Genomic DNA, 25,441 nt, shown 5'->3' with positions numbered 1-25,441 from the left:
GGTCACCAACCTGCGCGACCTGCGCGCCGGCGTACGCGTCACGGCCGGCACCGACGCGGCCCGCATCGAACTGGTGGGCTGGGTGGACTGGTCCCGGTCGCTGCTCTATCTCGACGTGGGCGGGCCGGGCGCGGGCGCCGAACGCGGACTGTTGCAGAAGAGCGGGCCGGTGCTGGTGATCCGGCCCGATCCGGCGGCGGTGCCCACTCCCGCCGCACCACCACTGATGCCGCCGGCGGATCGGTGGCGGCTGCACCGACTGGCACCCGGGGCGCACCTGGCACCAGTGCTCGACCTGCTCCTCGATCTCGCCGCCGACCGCCCGGACCCGACCTGGACGGCACCGTCCAGCGGGGCGCGCTGGCTCGCCCGGGACGCCGTGCCGGCCGGCCCACTGGACGTCATACAGGCGCCACTGCCCCCCGGCACGCCGGCCGCCAGCACGGCGCCCGGCACCCCCAGCGCCGCGGCGCCGGCCGCCGACGGGCAGACCCGGTACTGGCTCGACCAGGACGCCCGGCTGCACAAGCTGGTGACCCGGCTGCCGGACGCCGGCCCGGTCACGATGATCTTCAACCGGGCGGACCGGCCGACACTACGGCCGGTGGACGCACTCGGCGGCCGACCCGGTCTGCCCCGCGCGCTGACCGACGCCGAGCAGCGACGGCTCGACCGGCTGCCGGCCCGGCTCCGCGCCCAGGGTGGCGCCACGGTCACGCTGACCGCGCCGATGGGCACGGACACGAACCTGCGGGGCGCCGGCTGGTTGAGCTGGACCGCCCGCACCGCTTACCTCGCTGTCGCCGACCTTGGCGTACCGGATCGCCGAACCCTGCTGCGCCGTGACGCCGCCGGTCTGGCCCGGGCGGACCTGCCGGCGGTCGCCGCCGGTGGCGGCACCGCGGAGGCGCCGGCCCGGCCACCGCTGCCAGCCCCGGCCGGGACCTGGCGGGTCACCCGACCCGGCGGGGACGACCTGAACACGCTGATCGACGCCGCGGTGACCGCCGGGTCGGTCGGGCACCGCGGCACTGCCGTGCGGATACGCGACGATGTCGCCGCTGGACGCACCGTGGACGTCATCGAGGCCGGTCCGGCCAACGCGCGGCTGCGCTACTGGATCGACCGGGGGGACGGGTCGCTGCGCCGGCTCGAGTTGCGGACCGACGCCGGCACGTGGGCACACCTGGATCTCCACCCCGCCGTCGTGCCCCGACTGGCCGCCAACCCCCGACCGTCAGCCCCCAAGTCCTCGGCACCTCGGCCCGGTGCCCGCTGACCGGTGCCCTCAGGGCCGCCAGCCGGTCTGCGCGGCCCACTGCTCGGCCCGCAGGTACTCCTCGTCGAACCACGGGTTCCGGGCCGTGCCGGAATCGCCGGCCTCCGGCGCCGCCGCGACCAGGTCCCGCTTGAGCAGCAGGTACGCGGCCCGCTGATCCGGGTCGGCGCGCAGGTGGTCGCGCATCAGCAGCGCGTACCGCCAGCCCGGTGAATCCGCCACCCGCACGTGCAGACGAACCGGGCGGGCCGGGTCCGCACTGCCGTGCAGCCGCTTCTCCCAGCGACCCCGGTCAGCCGGGCGCGGGTCGTCCCACCACTGCCCCGGCACTCGGGGGAACCCGGCGCCCGCCAGTCGATCGGCCAACGGCCCGTCGGCGTCGGCGAGGCTGGCGACCGCCACCTGCACGTCGATGACGTTCTCGGCGGCGAGGCCGGGCACCGCCGTCGAACCGATGTGGTCGATCCGCAGGGCGTCCGAGCCGAGCGCGTGTTGGATCCGGGCGGCCAGCCGCGCGTACTGCTCCGGCCAGCTCGCGTCGGCCCCGGCCAACTCGACCGGGGCCGCCGGGACCACCCGCCGCTGGCGCAGGTTGTCCTCGTAGGGCACCAGTCGGTGCTTCCAGAGCACGTCGACGGCGTCGTGCAGCGCCGTCAGGCTCCCGTCATTGGTCAGCACCACGTCCGCCACCGCCCGGCGTCGCGCGTCGTCGGCCTGGGCGGCGATCCTGCGCTCGGCCTCCGCGCGCCCCATCCCCCGGTCGCGCGCCAGCCGCTCCAGTCGGGTCGGGACGGCCGTCTGCACCACGACCACCAGGTGGTACGTCGGCGCGAGACCCACCTCGACCAGCAGCGGCACGTCGTTGACGACGATCGCGTCGGGTGCCGCCGCGGCGGAAAGCTCCGCCGTGCGGGCCCGGACCCGGGGGTGGGTGATCGCCTCCAGCCGACGCCGGGCGGTCTCGTCGGCGAACACCACCGCCCCGAGTGCGGCACGGTCCAGTGCGCCGTCGTCGTCCAGCACCGCGTCGGAGAAGGCGGCAACGATCTCGGCCAGCCCGTCCGTGCCGGGCGCCACCACCTCCCGGGCCACCCGGTCGGCGTCAATGAGCACCGCGCCCCGCTCGACGAGCCGCGCGGCCACCGCGCTCTTGCCCGACCCGATCCCGCCGGTCAACCCCACCCTCAACACCCGAACAGTCAACCGGATCCACAAGCCCGCCGCCAAACCCGCCCACCTGCGAGCCGCGGCGACCCCGGCCTCGACCGTTCCCAGCCCGCACCGGCTCCCGTCCCAGCCCTGACCCGCACCCGGCGCAGCTCGCCCCCGGGTACGGCGAGGGCCCCGCCCCCAGCGATCCGGAGATCGCGGGGACGGGGCCCGTCGTCGTTCAGTCGTTCAGCGGGTCACTTACCGCCGGCGAGCTTCTCCCGCAGTGCGGCGAGCGCCTCGTCGGTGGCCAGGGTGCCGGCCGGCTCCTCGGCCTGCCGGCTCGGGGCCGGGCTGGACGAAGAGGTGGTGCCACCGCCACCGCCGCCGCCAGCGGCCGGGACGACCGGAGTCGGGTTGGCGGCAGCCTCGGCGTCGGCGGCCCGAGAGGTCTGCACCTGCTTGGTGTGGGCCTCCCAGCGCAGACGAGCCTCGGCGTACTGGTTCTCCCAGGTCTCGCGCTGCTTGTCGTACCCCTCGAGCCACTCGCCCGTCTCCGGGTCGAAGCCCTCCGGGTAGATGTAGTTGCCCTCGGTGTCGTACGTCGCGGCCATGCCGTAGAGGGTCGGGTCGAAGTGCTCCTCGCCCTCGACGAAGCCCTCGTTGGCCTGCTTGAGCGACAGCGAGATCCGGCGACGCTCAAGGTCGATGTCGATGACCTTGACCATGACCTCGGAGCCGACCTGGACGACCTGCTCCGGGATCTCCACGTGGCGCTCGGCCAGCTCGGAGATGTGGACCAGACCCTCGATGCCGTCGTCCACCCGGACGAACGCACCGAACGGAACCAGCTTGGTGACCTTACCCGGCACGATCTGCTGGATCGCGTGGGTGCGGGCGAACTGGCGCCACGGGTCTTCCTGGGTCGCCTTCAGCGACAGCGAGACGCGCTCGCGGTCCAGGTCGACGTCCAGGACCTCGACCTCGACCTCCTGGCCCACCTCGACGACCTCGGACGGGTGGTCGATGTGCTTCCAGGACAGCTCGGAGACGTGCACCAGACCGTCGACGCCGCCCAGGTCCACGAAGGCGCCGAAGTTGACGATCGAGGACACGACGCCCTTGCGGACCTGGCCCTTCTGCAGCTTGTTGAGGAACTCGGTGCGCACCTCGGACTGCGTCTGCTCCAGCCAGGCCCGGCGGGACAGGACCACGTTGTTGCGGTTCTTGTCCAGCTCGATGATCTTGGCCTCGAGCTCCCGCCCGACGTACGGCTGAAGGTCGCGCACACGACGCATCTCGACCAGGGACGCGGGCAGGAAGCCCCGCAGCCCGATGTCGAGGATGAGGCCGCCCTTGACCACCTCGATGACCGAACCGCGGACGACGCCGTCCTCGTCCTTGATCTTCTCGATCGTGCCCCAGGCCCGCTCGTACTGTGCCCGCTTCTTGGAGAGGATCAGACGACCCTCCTTGTCCTCCTTCTGGAGGACCAGGGCCTCGATGTGGTCGCCAACCGTCACAACCTCGGCGGGGTCCACATCGTGCTTGATCGACAACTCACGAGAGGGAATGACACCCTCGGTCTTGTAGCCGATGTCGAGCAGGACCTCGTCCCGATCGACCTTGACGACGGTGCCTTCGACAATGTCGCCGTCGTTGAAGTACTTGATGGTCTCGTCGATCGCGGCGAGGAAAGCCTCCTCGGAACCGAGATCGTCGTGGGTGACCCGGGTGGCGCTCGAGGGGGCCTCGATGCTGCTCGTCATGTGGGCGGTTGCTCCGGTCGGTGGGTTGTCACGGCAGGCTGGTGTGTCGCAGTGACCTGTTCGCGCCAGCGGATCCGTCGCCGGGCACACCGAACGATCGCCTAGTGAGATCTTGATGTGGCTCCGTCGACCGCGCACCTGCTCCCTGCCGAGGCAACACGATCCGCGAGCGCATCGTCTAGCCTACCGTGCGCATTACCACAGCGTGCAAGCCCTCCCGGGTTCTCTCTGCGCGATGACCTGCGAAAGCCGAACAATCGCCCGGAAAACACCCCTGCTGTCTCCTGCGTCACAACAGCCCCGTGCGCCCCAGCTCGCGCGTGTTCGACTGCCGGCTCCTAGACGTCGGCGCGTCCCACCCGTCCCGGACGCCGCGACCGCGCGCAGATCTCCGACGCGCCGTCGTACCCAATGAGGCGGGTGGGGCCTAGCGTGAGCGCGTGGATGACGACAGCCGGGTTACCCGGCGCCGGGTGGGTGACGCCGAGGTCCGGCGCGCCAACCGCGGCTGGTGGGACACCGACGCAGACGACTACCAGGCCGAACACGGCGCGTTCCTCGGCGACGTGGACTTCGTGTGGTGCCCCGAGGGCCTGCGCGAGGCCGACGCCCGGCTGCTCGGCGACGTGTCGGGGCGGCAGGTGCTGGAGGTGGGTGCCGGTGCCGCGGCCGGCGCCCGCTGGCTCGCCACCCAGGGCGCCCGGCCGGTGGCCTTCGACCTGTCCGCCGGCATGTTGCGGCACGCCGCCGCAACCGCCGACCGCACCGGGGTACGCGTACCGCTGGTGCAGGCCGACGCGCTCGCCCTGCCGTTCGCCGACCGGTCGTTCGACGTCGCCTGCACCGCGTTCGGCGCGATCCCGTTCGTGGACGACTCGGCGGCGCTGCTCGCCGAGGTGCACCGGGTGCTGCGCCCGGGCGGCCGCTGGGTGTTCTCGGTGACCCACCCGATGCGGTGGATCTTCCTCGACGACCCCGGCGAGGGCGGCCTGACGGCCGTCCACTCGTACTTCGACCGCTCCCCCTACGTGGAGCAGGACGAGACCGGGGTGGCCACCTACGTCGAGCAGCACCGCACCCTCGGCGACCGGATCCGCGAGCTGGTCGGCGCCGGGTTCCGACTGCTGGACCTGGTGGAGCCGGAGTGGCCGGAGGGGCACGAGGGGATCTGGGGGCAGTGGAGTCCGCTGCGCGGACGGCTCTTCCCCGGCACCGCCATCTTCGTCACCGAGAAGCCGGCCGGGTGAGCGCGCCGCACCCGTGGTCCGACGTGCGAGCCATCGATCGCCGGTAGACGCGATTCCATGAGCGCCGGGCCATCCCGACATCACCTGGCCCCATCCGCCGCTTGACCTCCGTGCCGCCCAGGCCGTTGGACTCAAGCTGAGCCCGGGTGGGGCCGGGCGGTGAGCGGCAGTACGAGCTGGTCGCCGACGGCGCCGACGTGATCGAGCTGGCCGAGCCGTTCGACATCAAGCTGCCGGTCGCCGAGATCACCACGTAGTCGTTTCGCCCCGGCCGCGTCGGGTAGCCGAGGACCATGGCCGAACAGAAATTTCACCGGGGCGACCATGTCTCCTGGTCGGCCCACGGCAGCCGCGCGTACGGCGTGGTGCGGGGGACGATCACGGAGCGGATGCGGATCCGCGGGCGTGCGGTGAACGCAGCCCACGACGACCCGCAGTACCGGGTTCGGAGTGACGGCACGGGCCGCGACGTGGCCCACCGCCCCGAGGCGCTGCGTCATGAGCAGAAGTGACGACGGCCGGGACACCTACCGGGAGTTCACCGAGGCGGTGAACATGAAGCCCGGCGAGCTGTCCACGTGGCTGGAGACCGACGAGTCGAAGCAGGTCGGCTGGCACAAGGGCGGTCGCGTTGGTGGTGGCGAGTCCGTCGGGCACGAATCCGGCCGGAAGATCATCAACCTGCTCCGCCGTAAGCGCGGTGACCTGTCCGAGGGCGACTACAAGCACATGCGCAAGGTGGTCGGCTACGTACGCCGGCACATGGCGCAGCGCCCCTCCGGCGACGTCCGCGACACCAAGTGGCGCTGGTCCCTCATGAACTGGGGCCACGACCCCCTGAAGTAACCACACCATTGATCCCCACCCAAGATCAACCAACCTCGGGCGACGGCCGGAAGCAACGCGACCAGGACGACCCGGTCAGGGGTTCCGGGGCAGCCCGACCCACGCAGGGATCAAGCCTGACCGCCCGGAGAGGGTCGGGCTGCCCCGGAACCCCCACCCCGCAAGATCAGTGATCCGCGCTGTTCCAGTCCCGGCCCAGACCGACGGACACCTCCAGCGGCACCGACAACGGGTACGCCCCGCCCATCTCCCGCCGGACCAGCGCCTCCAACGCCTCCCGCTCACCCGGCGCGACCTCGAAGACCAGCTCGTCGTGCACCTGCAACAGCATCCGTGAGCGCAGCCCAGCATCGCCGAGCGCGGTGTCGACGTGCAGCATCGCCACCTTGATGATGTCGGCGGCGGAACCCTGGATGGGGGCGTTGAGCGCCATCCGCTCGGCGATGTCGCGGCGCTGCCGGTTGTCGCTGACCAGATCGGGCAGGTAGCGGCGGCGGCCCAGGATGGTCGAGGTGTAGCCGTCCTGGCGGGCCCGGGCGACCACCTGCTGGAGGTAGTCGCGCACCCCACCGAAGCCGGCGAAGTAGTTTTCCATCAGCCCACGCGCCTCTTCGGTGCTGATGCTGAGCTGTTGGGACAGGCCGAACGCGCTGAGCCCGTACGCCAGGCCGTAGTTCATGGCCTTGATCTTGCGGCGCTGGTCGGGGGTGACCTCGTCGAGCGGTACCCCGAACACCGACGAGGCGGTGGCGGCGTGGAAGTCGGCGCCGGAGTTGAACGCGTCGATCAGCGCGTCATCCGAGCTGAGGTGCGCCATGATGCGCATCTCGATCTGGCTGTAGTCGGCGGTGAGCAGAGACTCGTAGCCCTCCCCCACCACGAAGGCCCGCCGGATCCGCCGGCCCTCCTCGGTGCGGATCGGGATGTTCTGCAGGTTGGGCTCGGTGGAGGACAGCCGACCGGTGGCCGCCACGGTCTGGTTGAAGGTGGTGTGGATCCGGCCGTCGTCGGAGACCGACTTGAGCAGCCCGTCGACTGTCGACTTGAGCTTGGCCACGTCCCGGTGGCGCAGCAGGTGGGCCAGCACCGGGTGCGGCTGCTGCGCGTAGAGCCACTGCAGGGCGTCGGCGTCGGTGGTGTAACCCGTCTTGATCTTCTTGGTCTTCGGCAGACCCAGCTCGGTGAAGAGGATCTCCTGCAACTGCTTGGGCGAGCCGAGGTTGAACTCCCGACCCACCGCCTCGTACGCGCCCTGCGCGGCGGCTTTCACCTCGGCGGCGAAGTGGGCCTCCAACTCGGACAGGTAGTGCGTGTCGGCGGCGATGCCGGTGCTCTCCATGGTGGCCAGCACCCGCATCAACGGCAGCTCCACGCCGGCCATCAGCCGGGCGGACTGCTCGCCGTCGCGGGACAGCTCGGCGTCGATCGCGTCGGCCAGGTCGAGGGTGGCCCGGGCCTGGAGCATCAGGTTCTGCTCGACCACCCCTTCGTCGCCGAGCCCGTCGAGGGTGAGCTGGCCGGACTCCGGGACGTCCACTCGAAGCTCCCGGTGCAGGTAGCGCAACGCCAGGTCGGTCAGGTCGTAGGACCGCTGGTCGGGCCGGGCCAGGTACGCGGCGATCTGAGTGTCCCGGACGATGCCGGTGAGCTGCCAGCCGTGCGCGGCGCAGGCCAGCACGGCCGGCTTGCTGTCGTGCAGCACCTTGGGGCGCTGCGCGTCGGCCAACCAGCCGGCCAGGGCGCCCTCGTCGGTCGGGTCGAGCCGCGCCGGGTCGACCCAGGCCGCCGCTCCGCCGGCGGTGGCCAGCGCGAGACCGGTGATCGAGGCGGTGTGCCGGCGGTTGGGGCCGGTGTCGAGTTTGACCGCCAACCCGACCGGGGTGCCGGTCGCGACGTGCGTGGTCAGCCAGCCGGCCAGCGCGCCGGGCTCGGCGAGCACCTCGCCGACCAGGTCGAAGCCGGACTCGGCCTCCGGCTCGACCGCCTCCAGGTACTGGTAGAGCCGGTCGCGCAGGATCCGGAACTCCAGGGTGTCGAAGACCTGGTGCACCGCCTCCCGGTCCCAACCCGTCCAGCGGGTGTCCTCCGGGCGCAGCGGCAGCTCCAGGTCGGAGATGAGGCGGTTGATCTCGTAGTTGCGGATCACGTCGGCGAGCCGCTCCCGCAGGCTGTCGCCGGCCTTGCCCTTGATCTCGTCGGCCCGGGCGATCACGCCCTCCACCCCGCCGTACGTGGTGATCCACTTGGCTGCGGTCTTCGGGCCGACGCCCGGGATGCCGGGCAGGTTGTCGCTGGTCTCGCCGACCAGCGCGGCGAGGTCGCGGTACTGCTGGGGCGTGACGCCGTACTTCGCCTCGATCGCGGCCGGGTCCATCCGGGCCAGATCGGAGACGCCCTTGCGCGGGTAGAGGACGGTGATCTGGTCGTCGACCAGCTGGAACGCGTCACGGTCACCGCTGCTGATCAGCACCGACATGCCCTGGTCGCGGGCCTGGCAGGCGAGCGTGGCGATCACGTCGTCGGCCTCGAAGCCCTCCTTCTCGACCACCGGGATCTGCAGCGCGGCCAGGACCTCCTTGACCAGGCTGACCTGGCCCTTGAAGTCGGTGGGGGTCTCGCTGCGGCCGGCCTTGTACTCCGCGTACTTGTCGGTGCGGAAGGACCGGCGGGAGACGTCGAAGGCCACCACGATGTGGGTGGGCTGCTCGTCGCGCAGCACGTTGATCAGCATCGAGGTGAAGCCGTACACCGCGTTGGTTGGCTGCCCCGTCGTGGTGGAGAAGTTTTCCACGGGAAGGGCGAAGAAAGCCCGGTATGCCATGGAATGTCCGTCGACAAGGAGCAGGCGCGGCGTCGTAGCTGTCACGGCAGCGACTCTAGTCCGCCGCTACGACAGGACGGGACACCGGCACGACGCCCGGCGCGGCCGAACGGATCGGCCACGCCGGGCACCGGCTCAGAGCACCTTGGCCAGGAACGCCTTCGTCCGGTCGTGCCGGGGGTTGGCGATCACCTCGCGCGGCGCACCGGACTCCACCACTATGCCGTCGTCCATGAAGACCAGCGAATCGCCGACCTCCCGGGCGAAGCCGATCTCATGGGTCACCACGATCATCGTCATGCCGTCGCGGGCCAGATCCTTCATCACGTCGAGCACCTCGCCGACCAGTTCCGGGTCCAGCGCGCTGGTGGGCTCGTCGAAGAGCATCAGCTTCGGCTGCATCGCCAACGCTCGGGCGATGGCCACCCGCTGCTGCTGCCCGCCGGAGAGCTGCCCGGGGTAGTTGCCCAGCTTGTCGCCGAGCCCGACCCGCTGGAGCAGCGCGGCGGCCCGGTCCCGGGCGGCGGCCTTGCGCTCCCGGCCCAACAGCACCGGCGCCTCGGCCACGTTCTGCAGGGCGGTCATGTGCGGGAAAAGGTTGAACCGCTGGAACACCATGCCGATCGCGCGGCGCTGGGCGGCGATCTCCTTTTCCCGCATCTCGTGCAGCTTGCCGCCGCGCTCCCGGTAGCCGATCAGGTCGCCGTCCACCCGGATCCGACCGGCGTTGATCTTCTCCAGATGGTTGATGCAGCGCAGGAACGTCGACTTGCCCGAGCCGGAGGGACCGAGCAGACAACAGACCTCGCCGCTGCGGACCTCCAGGTCGATGCCCTTGAGCACCTCCACCGACCCGAACGACTTGTGCACCTGCTCAGCGCGGACCATCACGCCGTCACCGGCCGTTCCCGCGGCCTCCGCCGGTGTCGTCACCTGCGTCATCACCGACCCGCCTCGCTCGCGCTACCGCCGGCCTCCGCGGTGATCCCGCGCAGTCTGATCTTCGCTTGGGCGCTCTTGCCGAACCCCTTGGAGAAGTGCCGCTCCAGGTAGTACTGCCCGACGAGCAGCACGCTGGTCAGCAGCAAATACCACAGGCAGGCCGCCACGTACATCGGGAAGACCTGGAAGGTCCGGTTACCCACGGCCTTGAGCTGGAAAAACAGCTCGGTGGAGACCGGCACGAAGGCCACCAGCGAGGTGTCCTTGAGCATCGCGATGGTCTCGTTGCCCGTCGGCGGGATGATCACCCGCATCGCCTGCGGCAGCACGATGCGGCGCAGGATCTGGGTACGGCTCAGGCCCAGCGCCTGCGCCGCCTCGGTCTGCCCCTCGTCCACCGACTGGATCCCGGCCCGAACGATCTCAGCCATGTACGCCGCCTCGGAGAGCCCGAGCGCCAACATGCCGGCGACGAAACCCGTGAGGATCTCCAGCGCGGAGAAGCCGAAGAGACGCGCCTCGAAGTTGTCAACGCCGAAGAGCGCGCCGATCTGCCGATCGAACGGGAGCCCGAACTCGATCCGGGCCCAGAGGATGCCGAGGTTGCCGAAGAGAATCGCCAGCACCAGCCGGGGCACCGCCCGGAAGAACCAGGTGTACGCCCAGGAGACGCCGCGCAAGATCGGGTTCTCCGACAACCGCATGATGGCGATGACAACGCCGAGACTGACCCCGATCACCATCGCGAGCACGGTCAGCGCGAGCGTGCCGCGCAGACCCTCCATGATCGGCGGCCGGAACATCTCGTCGACCATGAAGGGCCAGTTGAACGCCTTGTTCGTCACCAGCAGGTGGACGAACATGGCCACCAGCACCCCGATCACGGCGACCGCTACCCAACGCCCGGGATGCCGGACGGGCACGGCCTGGATGGGTTCCGGCCGTGCCCGTTCGGTTGTGTCCGTTTCCGACGACATGCGTCAGTTGGCGGGGTTCAGCGCCGAGGAGGTGATGGCGCCGCCCTCGACGCCCCACTTCTTCAGCGCGCTCTGGTACGAGCCGTCAGCGATGACCGCCTGGACGGCCTCCTTGAGCACCTCGGCGAAGGCGGTCTGATCCTTCTTGACGGCGTAGCCGTACGGGGCGGACTCGTAGATGTCGCCGACCAACTCCAGCGCGCCGCTGCTCTGCTTCACCGCGTACGCGCCGACCGGCGAATCGGCCAGCATGGCGTCGTTCTTACCGCTGACCACGGCGGCCGTGGCGTCGCTCTGCGCCTGGTACTGGTCGATGGTGATCGCCGGCTTGCCGCCGGTGGTGCACTTCTTCGACCGGGCGGTGATGTCGTCGAACTGAACGGTGGCGGTCTGCACGGCGATCTTCTTGCCGCAGGCGTTCTCAATGTCGATCTTGGCTGGATTGCCGGCCTTGGTCGCCCACTGAGTGCCGGCGGAGAAGTAGCTCACCATGTTGACGCTCTTGAGCCGCTCAGCGTTGATGGTGAACGATGACACACCGATCTCGTACTTGCCGGAGTCGACGCCGGGCAGGATCGAGTCGAAGGGCGACGACTGGTACTCGGCCTTGAGACCGAGCTTCTGCGCCACCGCGTTGAACAGCTCGATGTCGAAGCCGATCACCGTCTTGCCGTCGGCGTCCAGGTACTCCGCCGGGGCGTACGTCGAGTCGGTGCCGACCTTGATCACACCGTCGGCCTTGATGGCGTCGGGCACCTTCGCGGTCAGTGCCGAGTCGGCAGCCGCCGTGACGGTCGGACCGGCACCGGGCTCGCTGCTGCTCTCCTTCTCCCCACACGCCGTCAGCGAGAGGGCGAGCAGCGCCACACTGGCGGCGCCGAGCGCCGCCCGGCGGGCACCGTTGGTATTGAACATTTCTCTGCACTCCTTGCGTGAGGGGTGTGACGGCCGCTCAGGCCACGCCGAGGTATGCCTCTTTGACCGCCGGGTCGTGCAGCAGCTCGGCGCCGGTACCGCTCTTGACGATCCTGCCGGTCTCGAGGACGTAGGCCCGGTGCGCTCGGGCCAGCGCCTGCTGCGCGTTCTGCTCCACCAGCAGGATGGTGGTGCCCTGCTCGTTGATCTCCTTGATGATGTCGAAGATCTGTTGGATCAGCATTGGCGCCAACCCCATCGAGGGCTCGTCGAGCAACAGCAGCTTGGGCCGGCTCATCAACGCCCGGCCGACCGCCAGCATCTGCTGCTCGCCGCCGGAAAGGGTACCGCCGGCCTGCTTACTGCGCTCCGCCAGCCTGGGGAAGAGGTCGAGCACCCGGGACAGGTCCTGGGCGATTCCGGCCCGGTCGCGCCGGGTGTACGCCCCCATGTCCAGATTCTCGAGCACCGACATGCCGGGGAAGATCCCCCGGCCCTCGGGCGCTTGGCAGAGCCCTCGCCGGACCCGCAGGTCCGCCCGGAGCTTGGAGATGTCCTCGCCCTCGAACCGGATGCGGCCGCTGGCGATCGGCCGGATCCCGGAGATCGCCCGCATCGTGGTCGACTTCCCGGCGCCGTTGGCGCCGATCAGCGCGACGATCTCACCCTCGGCCACGGTCAAGCTGATGCCGTGCAACGCCTGGATCCGCCCGTAGAGCAGGCTCACATCATCGATCTCAAGCAACATCGTCCGGCACCCCCAGGTACGCCGCGACCACCTTCGGGTTGTCCCGCACCTCGGCGGGCAGCCCTTCGGCGATCTTCTTTCCGAACTCCAGCACGACGATCCGGTCGGTGACGCCCATGACCAGGCGCATGTCGTGCTCGATCAGCAGCACGGTCACGCCGGTGTCCCGGACCTGCCGGATGAGCTGGAGCAGCTCCTCCTTCTCCGCCGGGTTGAAGCCAGCGGCCGGCTCGTCCAGGCAGAGCAGCACCGGATCGGTGGCCAGCGCCCGAGCGATCTCCAACCGCCGCTGCTCCCCGTAGGAGAGGTTGCGGGCGAACTCGTGCAGCCGGTGCTGGATGCCGACGAACTCCAGCAGCCGCTCGGCCTTCTCCCGCCCCTCACGCTCCTCGCGCCGGTGCCGCGGCAACCGGAACAGCGCGGAGAGCACGCTGGTCTTGTGGTGCGCGTCCGCGCCGACCTGGACGTTCTCCAGGGCGGTCATCTCCGGGAACAGGCGGATGTTCTGGAACGTCCGGGCCATGCCCAGTTGGGTGATCTCGTGGCGCTTCTTCCCGCTGATCTTGTTGCCACGGAACCGGATCTCGCCCATGGTGGGCTGGTAGATGCCGGTCATCGCGTTGAAGCAGGTGGTCTTGCCGGCCCCGTTAGGGCCGATCAGCCCGAGGATCTCCCCCTTGTAGAGGGTGAAGTTGACATTGTCGAGCGCGACCACACCGCCGAAGCGCAGCGTGACGTTGTCGACCTCCAACAGCGGGTCTCGACTGGAGACCGCCTCCATCGCCGGCGCACCGGCCTGCGCCGGAACAGCCGGCGTCTGATCGGTGTCACTCACCGACGATCACCTCCTTGCGACGGTCTTTGAACTCCGCCGCCCGTCGTCGGTTCGGAATCAGGCCCTCCGGCCGGAAGATCATCATCACCACGAGGACCAGGCCGAAGATCAGGAACCGGTACTCGTACAGCTCCACGCCGAACAACTCGATGCCGCGGAACCGCTCAATCATGTACGCCACCAGGCCACCGCCGACGATCGCGCCGACGATGTTGCCCGAGCCACCGAAGATCACCGCCGCCAGGATGATGATCGAGTTGAGTAGCTCGAAGTTCTGCGAGTTGACGAAGTTCTGCTTACCCGCGAAGAGCGCGCCGGCCAGGCCGGCGATCGCGGCACCCGAGGCGAACGCCCAGAGCTTGAACTTGAACGTCGGCACGCCCATCAGCTGCGCGGCGTCCTCGTCCTCCCGGATCGAGATCCAGGCCCGACCGACCCGACTGTGCGTCAGGTTCCGCACGCCGATCACCACCAGGATGATCAACGTGAGCACCAGCCAGTAGTACGGCCGGGCGTCCAGCACGCCGAAGAACGGCTTGCCGTCGGCGTACTTGCCGGGCGGGTGCGGGATCTGGTTGAAACCCCGCTGGCCCTTGAGGAACTCCGAGCTGACCGCGGCGATCCGGATCATCTCGGCGAAGCCGAGCGTCACGATCGCCAGGTAGTCACCGCGCAGGCGCAGCGTCGGCGTACCGAGCATCACACCCGAGAGCATGGTCAACCCGATCGCCAGCGGCACCACGAGCAGCCACGGCCAGAGCGTCTTGACGTTGCTGCTCGGCGAGGTCAGCACCGCGACGGTGTACGCGCCGACGGCGAAGAAGCCAAAGTAGCCCAGGTCGAGCAGGCCGGCGAAACCGACCACGATGTTCAACCCGACGGCCAGCAGCACATAGATCGAGACGGTGAAGAGCACCTGCGTGAAGTTCGCACCGGGGGTGGGGATCGGCCCGAGATACTGGTAGAACTCCCTGTTCGGCAGCGCGTAGAAGAACGCGATCACCGCGGCCAACAGTGCCCAGCGCACCCAGCGCGGCGCGCCGCGCCACCGTTCTCCAGCCGCCTCGCGGCCGGAGCGCACCCTCTCCAGGACGGTCGTCATGCTCGTGCCCTCCCCAGCGATTCGCCCAGCAGACCGGTCGGCCGGAACATCAGCAGCACCACCAACACCGCGAAGGCGGCGAAGTCCTTCCACTGGCTGCCGAACAGACCGGCGGCGTAGTTCTCCACCACGCCGAGCAACAGGCCACCGACCAGCGCGCCGCGCAGGTTGCCGATACCACCCAGCACCGCGGCGGTGAAGGCCTTGAGCCCCAGCAGGAAGCCGACGCTGTAGGTCAGAGTCTGGATCCGCACGTCGTAGAGCAGACCGGCAACGCCGGCCATGGCACCACCGGTGATGAAGACCATCAGGATGATCCGGTCCTTGTTCACGCCCATCAGCGCGGCAGTGTTGGCGTCCTGGGCCACGGCCCGGATGCCCCGGCCGGTACGGCTGCGGTTGATGAAGAGGTCCAGCAGGACCATCATCAGCAGCGCCGCGCCAATCGTCAGCAGTTGCACCGAGTCGATCGGCACACCGAAGAGGTGGAACAGCGGTTTGCTGCTCACCAGAATGGGCGCGCCCTCCGGCAGTCGGCGGGTCCAGATGCCGAAGGCCTCGGAGATCGCGATCGAGGCGCCGATCGCGGTGATCAGGAAGGCCAGCGGCGGGGCGTTGCGCTTACGCAACGGCCGGTACGCCACCCGCTCGATCACCGTCGCGGTGCCCGCCGAGGCGATGGCGGCGACGATCATCGCCACCAGCAGGTAGAACAGGATCGATCCAACCCCGCTGACCTGTGAGTTCTGGTCGAGTCCAAAGCCGTTCCAGGTCCAGATCGCCGCGAACGCGCCGGCGATGAAGACCTCGGAGTGAGCGAAGTTGATAAGTCTCAGCACGCCGTAGACCAGCGTGTAGCCGAGCGCGACCAGGGCGTAGATCGCGCCCTGGGTCAGGCCGGTCGTGGTGAGTTCCCCGAAGTTGGAGAACAGTCCATTGAAGTCCAAGGGAGGACGCTCCATCACGTCTGGAGAGAAAATTGGGGTGCGGCCGGGAGCGAGCAGCTCCCGGCCGCACCCGCGATCACAACTCAATCGCCGAAGCAGCGACCCACATCAGGACTTCGGGATCTCCTGGTCCGGGACAACCTTGCCGCCGGTGACCTTGAAGGCCCAGACCTTGACCTGAGCCGGGTCCAGCTCGCCGGTCTCGGTGAACTTGTAGCTCGCCGCGACACCCTCGCCGCTGTAGCCCTTCACGAACTCCAGCAGGCTCTCACGGGTGGTCTTGCCAGCCTTGATGCCGGCCAGCAGGATGTTCGCCGCGTCGTAGGCGGTGTCGCTGTAGGTGCCCGGGTCGGTGCCGTTGAGCGCCTTGAACTCCTGCACGAAGGTGCCCCGGGCCTCAGCGGCCGGCTGGCACGGGCAGGTGAGGATGGTGCCCTCGGCCGCCGCCTGACCAGCGGAGGTGATGTACGCACCGTCGTTGACACCGTCGCCAGCGACCAGCGGCGCGGTGACCCCGGCAGCGGTGAGCTGCTTACGGATCAGGCCGGCCTCCTGGTAGTAACCGCCGTAGAAGATCGCCTTCACGTTGGCGGCCTTGACCTTGGTGACCACGCCGGAGAACTCGACCTGCTTGCCCTCGCCCTGGACCTTGTCCGAGCCGACAACCAACGGGCCGAGCACCTTCTTGACCTCGTCGGCCAGGCCGGCACCGTATGCGGACTGGTCGTCGATGACGTAGACCCTGTCGGCCTTCATCACGTTCTTGATGTAGTTGCCGGCCGCCGGGCCCTGGCTGAAGTCGTTGCCGACCGCGCGGAAGAAGGTCTTCCACTTCTGCTCGGCCAGGCTCGGACGGGTGGCGGACGCGGTGATGGCCACCAGGCCGGCCTCGTTGAACAGCGGGCCGGCAGCCTCGGACTCACCCGAGTAGGCCGGGCCGACAACGCCAAGGATCTTGGTGTCGTCGATCGCCTTCTGCGCCAGACCAGGCGCCTGGTCAGGGCTGCCCTGCGAGTCCAGGGAGGCCAGCTCGACCTTGCAGTCGGCGTTTTCCTTGTTGTACTTGTCGACGGCGAGCTTGACACCGTTGTTCTCGTTGATGCCGAGCGCGGCCGAGCTACCGGTCAGCGCGCCGAAGAATGCGATCTTGCTGCCGCAGGCGTCACCGCCCCCGCCTGCCGCATCGTCGCCACTGGAGCATGCGGTTCCGCCGGCGACGAGCGCCAGCATGGCGACCCCACCGATAACGCGCGCGAGCTTTTGCCTCAAGGCCCGAACCCTCCTCGTCCCATGGTCCGAACCACCCGCTGGCTATTGGCCCTTGCGGGGGGCGGACGAACCAGACCGTCGTCGCCGGTCTGGGGCGGGACGTTATCCCACCGTGGAGCTGTGACGTAAGCCCCATCGGAGCGGGTTGACCGAACCGTTACACGCCGTGGCGGATTAGAAACGATCCCTGTAAGAAGCGTCGGCCGTGAGGCTCCTTTACCTTTGTTTCATCGGTAACGGGTCGGTGGCCTTCCACCAGCTACCGATCGAGTTCCGACACCCCCGCCCACCAGGCACGCGACGTTTTCCCATCGTCCATGACCAGCAGCAGTCGATCTCCCGTCGAGGTCACCGCGACCGCAGTGTCTCCGCTGTCCGGTACCGACCGCGGCATGGTCATCGCCCGCCATGACGCGCCCACATCGACCGAGAGCCACAGTGCGTGACGGTCCCCGTCCCTCGTCACCGCCACCAACCTCTGCCCGACGGCCACCAACCCGGCCGCCGACGCCACACCCGGTCCGGTCGCCCCGAAGCCGCCCGCCGACCGCCAGCCCTGCGTGGTCAACCGCCAACTGCCGAATCCAGCCCGCACCGGCCCGACCGCCACCGGCACGTCGCCAAGCACCGCCACCCGTTGCGCCTGCCCCCGCCCGTCCACCACCGGCAGGGCGGCCCGCCGCCAGCTCCGGCCGTCCGCCGAGGACCAGGCCAGCGGCACCAGCGCGGTACCCCCGGGCGGCAGCAGCGCACCCACCACCAGCCAGCCCGACGGCACGGCGACCGCGTCGTACGCCGCCGTCCGCCCCCGCTCGTCACCGGCCAACTCCGGTGCGCCCTCCACCAGCGCGAACCCGGCCGCGTCCGGGGAGATCCAGACCGCCGCACCGTCGATCCGACTACCGGCGATCAACCAGCCCTGCGGCCCCGCCGCCAGCCGGGCCACGTTGACCGCGCGCGGCCCGGCGTACCGCTCGAAGGGCGCGTCCACCTCGCGCAGCGTGCCGTCCGACGCCTGCCCCCAGGTGCCGGTGCGGGGATTGCCGTGCGCGCCCCCGCTCTTCGCCCCGACCGCCGCCAGCCGTCCGTCCCGGCAGGCCGCCGCGGAGAGCACGTGCTGCCGGCCGTAGGACGTCACTGGCGCCGTCGGCACCGGCACCCACGAATTGGCGTCCGAGCTGCTCCAGGCGGCCGGGCGGGTCTCCCCGGCCAGATCGACCACGCCGCCGACCACGTACCACCGGCCGGCACAGGCGGTGGCGTCGCGCAGCACCGGTCGACCCGGCACACCCGGCGTGTCCGGCAGAACCACCGACTGCCAGGCCGGCCGGACCGGTAGCGGCTCCTCGCAGTCGGGACAGGCCGAGGACTCACAGGCGGCCACCAGCACGGCGAGAACGCCGAGCACCGCCCCCATCCGCCTCGACACGGGTCGATGCCGATCAGGGTGCCGGCAGGGTCACCTCGCCGCCGGCGGTCTCCTCGAGGATCCGCTCGGCAACCTCTTTCATCGTCATCCGGTGGTCCATCGCCGTGCGCTGGATCCACTTGAACGCCTGCGGCTCGGTCATCCCGTACGTGGTCATCAGCGCGCCCTTGGCGCGCTCCACCGACTTACGGATCTCCAGGCGGTCGGTCAGGCTCGCGACCTCCGCCTCCAGGGCCGCGACCTCCGAGTAACGCGACAGCGCGATCTCCACCGCCGGGACCAGGTCGCTCTTCTGGAAGGGCTTCACCAGGTACGCCATCGCGCCCGCCGCCCGCGCCCGCTCCACCAGATCACGCTGGCTGAACGCGGTCAGAATGATCACCGGGGCGATCCGGGCACCGGCGATGCGCTCGGCGGCGGCCAGCCCGTCCATGATCGGCATCTTGATGTCGAGGATGACGAGGTCGGGCTTCAGCTCCTCGGCGAGGCGGACGGCTGTCTCGCCGTCACCGGCCTCCCCCACCACCTCGTAACCCTCTTCGATCAGCATCTCGGCGAGGTCCAGCCGGATCAGCGCCTCGTCCTCGGCGATCAGTACGCGCCTACGCTCGGCATCCGTCGGCGTCTCAGCCACCAGCCCTACCCCCACCATCGATCACTGCACGGCTACCACCCATGCTCCCGCATGAGAGTAGTCGGGTACAGTAGGCGCCACCCGCCGGGATGGTGGAACGGCATACACGGAAGTCTCAAACACTTCTGCCCGAAAGGGCTTGCGGGTTCGAATCCCGCTCCCGGCACCTTGTCATACAGCTGTTCGATGATATGCGGGTGCACCCACCGCAGCTACGGGCACGAGCCCGCGCCCTCCGCGCACGCGGACACACCGTCCACTCCGTGGCTCGCACGCTCTCGTTGCCGTATGCCACGGTCTGGCACTGGTGCGTCGATCGACCCGAGGCGGTGAAGCGCGGCACGGAGCTACGGTGCTTCCGGTGCCGGCCGGATGTCCAGAATCCGACCGACCTCGCCGCCTACGCCTACCTGCTCGGTCTCTACCTGGGCGACGGCCACCTGGTGACAACGGCACGCGTCCCCGTGTTGCGCATCTACTGTTCCGATGGGTGGCCCGGGTTGATTGAGGCGTGCGACATGGCCATGCGAGCCGTGCTGGCGTCGAAGGTGCAACGGGTCCAGAAACAGGGTTGCGTCGGCGTGCAGAGTTACGGCAGCCACTGGCCGTGCCTGCTGCCACAGCACGGTCCGGGCAAGAAGCACGAGCGAGCGATCGTCCTGACCGACTGGCAACGGCCGATTCTCGAAGTCCATCCCGGCGACTTCCTGCGCGGGCTCTTCCACTCCGACGGTTGCCGAACAGCCAACCGGGTCACGACGCGAGGCCGGCGCTACGTCTACCCGCGCTACATGTTCGTCAACGAGTCGGCCGACATCATGGGGCTCTGCCAGTGGGGCCTCGACCTGCTCGGCATCGCCTGGCGGATGAACCGGCGCAACTCGCTGTCGGTGGCGCGACGCGACGCGGTCGTCACGCTGGACCGGCACGTCGGCCCGAAGTCCTGACCGCCTGCGCGCCGGTGAGGCGGCTCCCCCGGCCGGCTCGGTTGTTCGGAACACCGCGCCTTCGAGCAAGATGAGCCGATCAGAGGGACGCCGCAGACGGTGATCGACGACAGTGGTGGGTGCTGATGCGGGTGGTCATCATCGGTGGGACGGGCCTGGTCGGCCAGGGGGTGTTGCGGGAGGCGCTGCTCGCCGATGACGTGCGCGAGGTGCTGACTGTCGGCCGGCGGCCGACCGGTGTGCGGGATCCGAAGCTGCGGGAGCTGACGGTCGCGGACGTGGGCGAGTTGGACGCGGTACGGGCCGAGCTGACCGGTGTGGACGCGTGTTTCCACTGCCTGGGCGTGTCCTCGTTGGGTCTGGACGAGGCCGCGTACACGCGGGTCAGCTATGACCACCCCCTTGCCGCGGCGCGGTTGTTCGCGCAGGTGAGCCCGCAGGTCACCTTCGTCTACGTCTCGGGTCAGGGCACCGACTCGTCGGGTCGGGGTCGGGTGATGTGGGCACGGGTCAAGGGTCGCGCCGAGAACGCGATCATGGATCTGCTGCCCAACGGTTACGCGGCGCGGCCGGGGTTCATCCAGCCGACGTACGGGGCCGTGTCGAAGACGCGGTGGTACCGGTTCGGGTACGCGGTCACCCGTCCGCTGTTTCCGGTGCTGCGTCGGTTGCTGCCGAACCAGGTCACCACGACCGACGGGATCGGTCGGGCGATGCTGCGGGTGGCTCGACAGGGTTCGCCGGTGCGGGTGTTGGGCAGCCGCGAGCTGCGCTGAGGGTCAGGCGATCGTGTCGAGGGCGTGGGCGAGGTCGGCGCGCAGGTCCTCGGGGTCTTCCAGGCCGACCGAGAGGCGCAGCAGGGCGGCGGCGGGTTTGGCGTCGCCCTCGACCGGCCGGTGGGTGAGTGAGGCGGGGTGCTGGATGAGGGTGTCGACGCCGCCGAGGGACACCGCGTGGGTGATGAGGCGGCAGGCGCCGGCGACGGCGGCCGCGGCGGGCGCGCCGCCGCGTACCTCGAAGGCGAGCAGGCTGCCGGGTCCGGCCATCTGCCGTCCGACCAGCGCCGCCGGGTCGTGCACCGAGGGGTGGTGCACCCGGTGTACGGCGGGGTGGTCGGCGAGCCAGCCGGCGAGTTTCTCGGCGGTGGTTTGTTGGGCGCGGACCCGCAGCGGCAGGGTTTGCAGGCCGCGGTGCAGCAGGTAGCCGCCGAGGGGGTGCAGGATCGCGCCGGTGACCGCGCGGACCTGGCGTAGGCGTGCGGCCCAGGTGTCGTCGCAGGCGACGACGCCGGCGAGGACGTCGCCGTGCCCGCCGATGCTCTTGGTGGCGCTGTGCAGGACGAGGGTGGCGCCGTGGCGGGCGGGTTGTTGCAGGACGGGGGTCGCGACGGTGTTGTCGACCAGCAGTGGGATGTCGCCGGCCGTGGCGGCGAGGGCGGCGATGTCAACCAGGTCGAGGGTGGGGTTGGCGGGTGTCTCGACGATGATCAGTGCGGTGTCGGGGCGGATGGCGGCGGCGACCTCGTCGGGGCGCGTCCAGGTGACGGTGGTGCCGAGCAGGCCGGTGGCCAGGACGTGGTCGGTGCCGCCGTAGAGGGGTCGGACGGCGACGACGTGCCGGCGGTCGTCACGGGCGGCGGCGAGCAGGGTGGCGGTGAGGGCTGCCATTCCGCTGGCGAAGGCGACGGCCTGGGCGGTGCCTTCCAGTTCGGCGAGGGCGGTCTCGAAGCGGGCGACGGTGGGGTTCCAGAGCCGTTGGTAGACGGCGCTGCCGTCGGCGGGGAGGGTCCCGCCGGTGGCGAGTTGCTCGTACGCGGCGCCGCCGTCGTCGACGGACGGCAGCGGGTTGGTGGTGGACAGGTCGATGGGTGGTACGTGCACACCGAGGGTGCGGAGGTCGTCGCGACCGGCGTGCACGGCCCGGGTGTCCATCGTTGTCATGGCGGTAGGGTCGAACATCTGGCGACTGATGAGCAATGATTCGGCAAATCATTCTGTGAATCGGCTTGATGTCCGTGTTGGATTCGGACGAGGATGACCCGATGCCCCCTGAACCGAATGATGTGCGGCCGCATCCGGCCCTGGACGAGGTGGACCGCGCGATCCTGACCGAGTTGGCGGCCGATGGCCGACTGCCGAACAACGCCCTCGCCGAGCGGGTGGGGGTGGCGCCGTCGACGTGCCTGACCCGGACCCGGGCGTTACGTGAGCGCGGCGCGATCCGAGGTTTCCACGCCGAGGTGGATCCGACGGCGCTCGGCCTGCCGTTGCAGGCGTTGGTGTCGGTGCGGTTGACCGCGCACGAGCGGGCGGCGGTGGACGCGTTCCGGGCCCGGTCGGTGCGGCTGCCCGGGGTGGTGTCGGTGTTCCACGTCGCCGGTGCGGAGGACTACGTGTTGCATGTGCGGGCGGCGTCCGGCGACGCGTTGCGGGACTTCGTGCTCGACCACCTGGCGGTGGACCCGGTGGTGCAGCACACCCAGACGAGTCTCATCTTCGAGCAGGCCCGCGGGATGGGCTGAGCGGCGGGTGAGGTGGCCGACGAAAACCCGGATGCTGGAACAAAGCAGGTCGGTGACGGGTTGGCTGACCTTGTGATCACCGTACCGTTGTCTGTTCTTGATCTTGCCCCGGTTGCCAAGGGCACCACCGCTGGCGCGGCCTTGCAGGCCACCACCGAGCTGGCCCGCCGCACCGAGGAACTGGGCTACCACCGGTTCTGGGTGGCCGAGCACCACAACATGCCGGCAATCGCCAGTTCCGCCCCCGCGGTGCTGCTGGCGCACCTGGCGGCCAACACGTCGACGATCCGTTTGGGGTCGGGCGGGGTGATGCTGCCCAACCACGCGCCGCTGGTGGTGGCCGAGCAGTTCGGCACCCTGGAGGCGCTGCACCCCGGTCGGATCGACCTGGGCATCGGGCGGGCGCCCGGCACCGACCAGATGACCGCGCTGGCGTTGCGGCGCACCATGGAGGGCCTGTCGGCGGAGGGCTTCCCGCGCGAGCTGGCGGACCTGATGAACTTCTTCAGCGGGGAGAAGCCGGGGCAGATCATCGCCACGCCGGGTCGCGGTGAGCAGCCGGCCGTGTGGCTGCTGGGCTCCAGCGGTTTCAGCGCCCAGCTCGCCGGCCTGCTCGGTCTGCCGTTCTCCTTCGCGCACCACTTCAGCTCGGCGAACACCCTGCCGGCGTTGGCCCTGTACCGGCAGAACTTCCGGCCCTCGCAGTGGCTGGACAAGCCGTACGCCATGGTGGCGGTCAACGCGGTCTGCGCGGAGACCGACGAGCGGGCCGAATGGTTGGCCGGGCCGAGCGCGCTGTCGTTCCTGAAGTTGCGCTCCGGTCGGCCGGAGCCGCTGTCGACGCCCGACGAGGCGGCGGCGTATCCGTACTCCGAGGTCGAGCGGGAGTTCGTCGTGGCGCGCCGCGACGGTCAGGCGATGGGCTCACCGGAGACGGTGCGTCGGCAGCTGACCGAACTGGTGGAGCGCACCGGCGCGGACGAGCTGATGCTCACCACGCTGGTGTACGACGTGCAGGACCGGGTGCGGTCGTACGAGTTGATCGCCGAGCAGGTGGCGGGTGGTCTGCGCCAGCGGGCGTGAAACACGATCTTCACGTCAGCGTCACCCCGCCGACCCGGACGGTCTCTAATGTTGGTGCCGGTGGTGGTACGGCATTCCCGGTCGGGACGGGTTGGGAATGCCGCGGTGTGGCGCACCGGGCCGGAGCTGAGCGGATTCCGCGGCTGCGGCCCGGTGCCTGCCACCCTAGGCGACCCCGATCGGGACCGCCAGGGGTTGCATCAACGTAGGTGGATATCCGGCGTCGGTGGGGTGCCCATTCCGTTGCCGATGAAGAACCCCGGATGCGGCGGTTGGTTGTAGGCGGTGTTCTGCCACGCGACCGCCACCCGATACTGCGGGTCGTGCATCAGCGTGTAGATCCGGGTGCTGGTCGGGGTGGGTGTGCTGTAGATGCGCAACGCCCGGCTGTCGGTGGTCCGCCAGATCACCTCCTCGCGCCAGTCGCCCAGGATGTCGCCGGAGAGCGCCGGCGTGGACTTGGTGCCGTTGTTGGACGCCACCCCGCTGCCGTCGAGCAGCCGGGTCTCGCCGCCGGTGCCGTACTTGTCGATCTTCGTGCCGTCGAGCAGCTCCCGCACCGGGTCGCCGTCCCACCAGGCGAGGAAGTTCGCCGAGGACGGCTTGCGGCCGACGTTCTGCCCCCTGGTGTTGGCCAGTCCGGCGACCGCCGACGACCACGACTCCGCGCCGGGGCTGCCCGCCCAGATGTCCGCGGAGACACCCCGGCCGTTGTCGCCGGACGCCGGCGTGGACCAGAGGACCTGACCGGTACGGGCGTCCGCGAAGTAGGAGCTGGGCTTGCTGCCGTCCTCGTCGACCTTGAACACCTCCAGGCCGGAGCGGCCTGGGTCCAGGTCCCCGACGTGCAGGGCGTCGCCGTGGCCGTTGCCCGTCGAGTGCAGCAGCCGGCCGTTGTCGTCGATGGTGGCCGCGCCGTAGACGATCTCCTGGCGGCCGTCGGCGTCGACGTCGGCGACGGAGAGCTGGTGGTTGCCCTGACCGGCGGCGGCGCCGTTGCCGGAGGAGTTCGAGTCGAACGTCCAGCGCTTGCGCAGCGTGCCGTCGCGGAAGTCCCAGGCCGCGATCACCGCGCGGGTGTAGTAGCCCCGAGCCATGATCAGCGAGGGGCGCTGCCCGTCCAGGTACGCGGTGCCGGCGAGGAACCGGTCCACCCGGTTGCCGTACGAGTCACCCCAGGACGACACGGTGCCGCGCGGCGGGTCGTAGCTGACGGTGGAGGCGATCGCACCGGTCTGACCGTTGAACATGGTCAGGTACTCCGGGCCGGACAGCACGTAGCCGCTGGAGTTGCGGTAGTCCGCCGACGACGAGCCGATGAGCTGACCGGTGCCGGAGCGGGTGCCGTCGGCCGTCTTCATGGCCACCTCGGCGCGGCCGTCGCCGTCGTAGTCGTACACCTGGAACTGGGTGTAGTGGGCGCCGGCCCGGATGTTGCGGCCCAGGTCGATGCGCCACAACCGGGTGCCGGTGAGGGTGTACGCGTCGACGTAGACGTTGCCGGTGTAGCCGGACTGGGAGTTGTCCTTGGCGTTCGACGGTTCCCACTTGAGGACGATCTCGTAGCTGCCGTCGCCGTTGAGGTCACCGACGGAGGCGTCGCTGGCGCTGTAGGAGTAGCTCTCCCCGCTCGGGGTGCTGCCCCCGGCCGGAACCTGCAACGGCACGTCCAGGTAGCCCGCGCCGAACTGCAACGCCGACGCCGACGCCGCCAGCTCGGCGCCGCCCACCACGGCCCGCACGGTGTACGCCGAGCCGGCCGCCGCCCCGCTGTCGAGATAGTTGGTGGCGCCGGTGATCGGGCTGCTGTTGACCCTGGTGGATCCCCGGTAGAGGTTGAACGCCACCCCGGAGGTCTCGGTGCCGAGCAGCCGCCAGGAGACCAGGTTGCCGCTGCCGGAGCGGACGCTGATCAGCCCTCGGTCCAGGTTCTCCATCTGCACCACACCGGTCACCGGTGGTGGCGTGGTGGGTGGTGGCG

Annotated in this window: 22 protein-coding genes, 1 tRNA gene and 1 pseudogene; 9 read left to right on the top strand and 15 right to left on the bottom strand. The window is 69.9% G+C overall.

Features of this window, described 5'->3' with window-relative positions; all coding sequences use genetic code 11:
* Positions 1-1,279: hypothetical protein (locus DLJ59_RS36420; RefSeq protein WP_158630893.1), on the top strand; the 1,279-nt coding region annotated here is incomplete at its 5' end.
* A gap of 9 nt (positions 1,280-1,288) precedes the next feature.
* Here the strand turns inward: DLJ59_RS36420 and coaE are convergent.
* Together coaE and rpsA are read right to left on the bottom strand one after the other, a co-directional pair.
* Positions 1,289-2,470: a dephospho-CoA kinase gene (coaE, locus tag DLJ59_RS23415; protein ID WP_124774755.1), complete on the bottom strand. Its 1,182-nt coding sequence runs from the start codon at positions 2,468-2,470 to the stop codon at positions 1,289-1,291.
* A gap of 215 nt (positions 2,471-2,685) precedes the next feature.
* Positions 2,686-4,197, bottom strand: a complete 1,512-nt coding sequence (gene rpsA, locus DLJ59_RS23410) for a 30S ribosomal protein S1 (protein WP_124774754.1) — start codon at positions 4,195-4,197, stop codon at positions 2,686-2,688.
* Between the two features lie 440 nt (positions 4,198-4,637).
* Here rpsA and DLJ59_RS23405 point away from each other — a divergent pair, with 440 nt between their 5' ends.
* From DLJ59_RS23405 to DLJ59_RS23390, 3 genes and pseudogenes are all read left to right on the top strand, one after another.
* Positions 4,638-5,444 (top strand): class I SAM-dependent methyltransferase, encoded by an 807-nt coding sequence (locus tag DLJ59_RS23405; RefSeq protein WP_124774753.1) that lies wholly within the window; start codon positions 4,638-4,640, stop codon positions 5,442-5,444.
* A gap of 293 nt (positions 5,445-5,737) precedes the next feature.
* Positions 5,738-5,956: a hypervirulence associated TUDOR domain-containing protein gene (locus DLJ59_RS23395; RefSeq protein WP_124774752.1), complete on the top strand. Its 219-nt coding sequence runs from the start codon at positions 5,738-5,740 to the stop codon at positions 5,954-5,956.
* A pseudogene (locus DLJ59_RS23390) lies at positions 5,943-6,287 on the top strand (DUF3140 domain-containing protein); the annotation flags it as partial. The gene DLJ59_RS23395 and the pseudogene DLJ59_RS23390, both read left to right, overlap by 14 nt.
* Positions 6,288-6,456: 169 nt before the next feature.
* Here the strand turns inward: DLJ59_RS23390 and polA are convergent.
* The 11 genes from polA to DLJ59_RS23335 all read right to left on the bottom strand — a co-directional run bounded on the left by polA (position 6,457) and on the right by DLJ59_RS23335 (position 18,909).
* Positions 6,457-9,156: a DNA polymerase I gene (gene polA / locus DLJ59_RS23385; RefSeq protein WP_124774750.1), complete on the bottom strand. Its 2,700-nt coding sequence runs from the start codon at positions 9,154-9,156 to the stop codon at positions 6,457-6,459.
* A 90-nt stretch (positions 9,157-9,246) separates the two neighbouring features.
* Positions 9,247-10,053, bottom strand: coding sequence for an amino acid ABC transporter ATP-binding protein (locus DLJ59_RS23380; RefSeq protein ID WP_124774749.1), 807 nt, complete (start codon positions 10,051-10,053; stop codon positions 9,247-9,249).
* A complete protein-coding gene (locus DLJ59_RS23375) occupies positions 10,053-11,030 on the bottom strand; it encodes an amino acid ABC transporter permease (protein WP_124774748.1) in 978 nt (325 codons plus the stop codon). The genes DLJ59_RS23380 and DLJ59_RS23375 overlap by 1 nt, the downstream gene beginning before the upstream one ends.
* Positions 11,031-11,033: 3 nt before the next feature.
* Positions 11,034-11,945, bottom strand: coding sequence for an ABC transporter substrate-binding protein (locus tag DLJ59_RS23370; RefSeq protein WP_124774747.1), 912 nt, complete (start codon positions 11,943-11,945; stop codon positions 11,034-11,036).
* A 37-nt stretch (positions 11,946-11,982) separates the two neighbouring features.
* Positions 11,983-12,693 carry an ABC transporter ATP-binding protein gene (locus DLJ59_RS23365; RefSeq protein ID WP_124774746.1) on the bottom strand — a complete coding sequence of 237 codons (711 nt, stop codon included), beginning with the start codon at positions 12,691-12,693 and terminating at the stop codon, positions 11,983-11,985.
* On the bottom strand, positions 12,683-13,474 hold the full coding sequence (locus tag DLJ59_RS23360) for an ABC transporter ATP-binding protein (RefSeq protein WP_167493887.1): 792 nt from the start codon (positions 13,472-13,474) through the stop codon (positions 12,683-12,685). The genes DLJ59_RS23365 and DLJ59_RS23360 overlap by 11 nt, the downstream gene beginning before the upstream one ends.
* A gap of 46 nt (positions 13,475-13,520) precedes the next feature.
* Entirely contained in the window at positions 13,521-14,630 is a 1,110-nt protein-coding gene (locus DLJ59_RS23355) for a branched-chain amino acid ABC transporter permease (RefSeq protein WP_124774744.1), read from the bottom strand.
* A complete protein-coding gene (locus DLJ59_RS23350) occupies positions 14,627-15,577 on the bottom strand; it encodes a branched-chain amino acid ABC transporter permease (protein ID WP_124774743.1) in 951 nt (316 codons plus the stop codon). The genes DLJ59_RS23355 and DLJ59_RS23350 overlap by 4 nt, the downstream gene beginning before the upstream one ends.
* Positions 15,578-15,685: 108 nt before the next feature.
* A complete protein-coding gene (locus DLJ59_RS23345; protein WP_124774742.1) occupies positions 15,686-16,846 on the bottom strand; it encodes a branched-chain amino acid ABC transporter substrate-binding protein in 1,161 nt (386 codons plus the stop codon).
* Between the two features lie 259 nt (positions 16,847-17,105).
* Complete coding sequence (locus DLJ59_RS23340; RefSeq protein ID WP_244236182.1) at positions 17,106-18,275, bottom strand: hypothetical protein; 1,170 nt, start codon at positions 18,273-18,275, stop codon at positions 17,106-17,108.
* A gap of 13 nt (positions 18,276-18,288) precedes the next feature.
* A complete protein-coding gene (locus DLJ59_RS23335) occupies positions 18,289-18,909 on the bottom strand; it encodes an ANTAR domain-containing response regulator (protein ID WP_124774741.1) in 621 nt (206 codons plus the stop codon).
* A gap of 83 nt (positions 18,910-18,992) precedes the next feature.
* On the opposite strand from DLJ59_RS23335, the gene DLJ59_RS23330 reads away from it, so the two are divergent.
* The 3 genes from DLJ59_RS23330 to DLJ59_RS23320 all read left to right on the top strand — a co-directional run bounded on the left by DLJ59_RS23330 (position 18,993) and on the right by DLJ59_RS23320 (position 20,632).
* Positions 18,993-19,075 (top strand) — tRNA-Leu (locus DLJ59_RS23330).
* Between the two features lie 97 nt (positions 19,076-19,172).
* A complete protein-coding gene (locus tag DLJ59_RS23325) occupies positions 19,173-19,856 on the top strand; it encodes a transcriptional regulator (RefSeq protein WP_244236181.1) in 684 nt (227 codons plus the stop codon).
* Positions 19,857-19,981: 125 nt separating this feature from the next.
* Complete coding sequence (locus tag DLJ59_RS23320; RefSeq protein ID WP_124774739.1) at positions 19,982-20,632, top strand: NAD-dependent epimerase/dehydratase family protein; 651 nt, start codon at positions 19,982-19,984, stop codon at positions 20,630-20,632.
* A 3-nt stretch (positions 20,633-20,635) separates the two neighbouring features.
* On the opposite strand, the gene DLJ59_RS23315 is transcribed toward DLJ59_RS23320, so the two are convergent.
* Positions 20,636-21,814, bottom strand: coding sequence for a trans-sulfuration enzyme family protein (locus tag DLJ59_RS23315; protein ID WP_124774738.1), 1,179 nt, complete (start codon positions 21,812-21,814; stop codon positions 20,636-20,638).
* Positions 21,815-21,897: 83 nt separating this feature from the next.
* Here DLJ59_RS23315 and DLJ59_RS23310 point away from each other — a divergent pair, with 83 nt between their 5' ends.
* Together DLJ59_RS23310 and DLJ59_RS23305 are read left to right on the top strand one after the other, a co-directional pair.
* Entirely contained in the window at positions 21,898-22,377 is a 480-nt protein-coding gene (locus DLJ59_RS23310; protein ID WP_124774737.1) for an Lrp/AsnC family transcriptional regulator, read from the top strand.
* A 72-nt stretch (positions 22,378-22,449) separates the two neighbouring features.
* On the top strand, positions 22,450-23,460 hold the full coding sequence (locus DLJ59_RS23305) for an LLM class flavin-dependent oxidoreductase (protein ID WP_425271452.1): 1,011 nt from the start codon (positions 22,450-22,452) through the stop codon (positions 23,458-23,460).
* Positions 23,461-23,660: 200 nt separating this feature from the next.
* Here the strand turns inward: DLJ59_RS23305 and DLJ59_RS23300 are convergent.
* The coding region (locus tag DLJ59_RS23300; protein ID WP_148096962.1) for a rhamnogalacturonan lyase at positions 23,661-25,441 on the bottom strand (1,781 nt) is incomplete at its 5' end.

The sequence above is a fragment of the Micromonospora inaquosa genome, assembly GCF_003857055.1.
GTDB lineage: Bacteria > Actinomycetota > Actinomycetes > Mycobacteriales > Micromonosporaceae > Micromonospora > Micromonospora inaquosa.
This window is presented reverse-complemented; position numbering and strand designations above follow the sequence as displayed.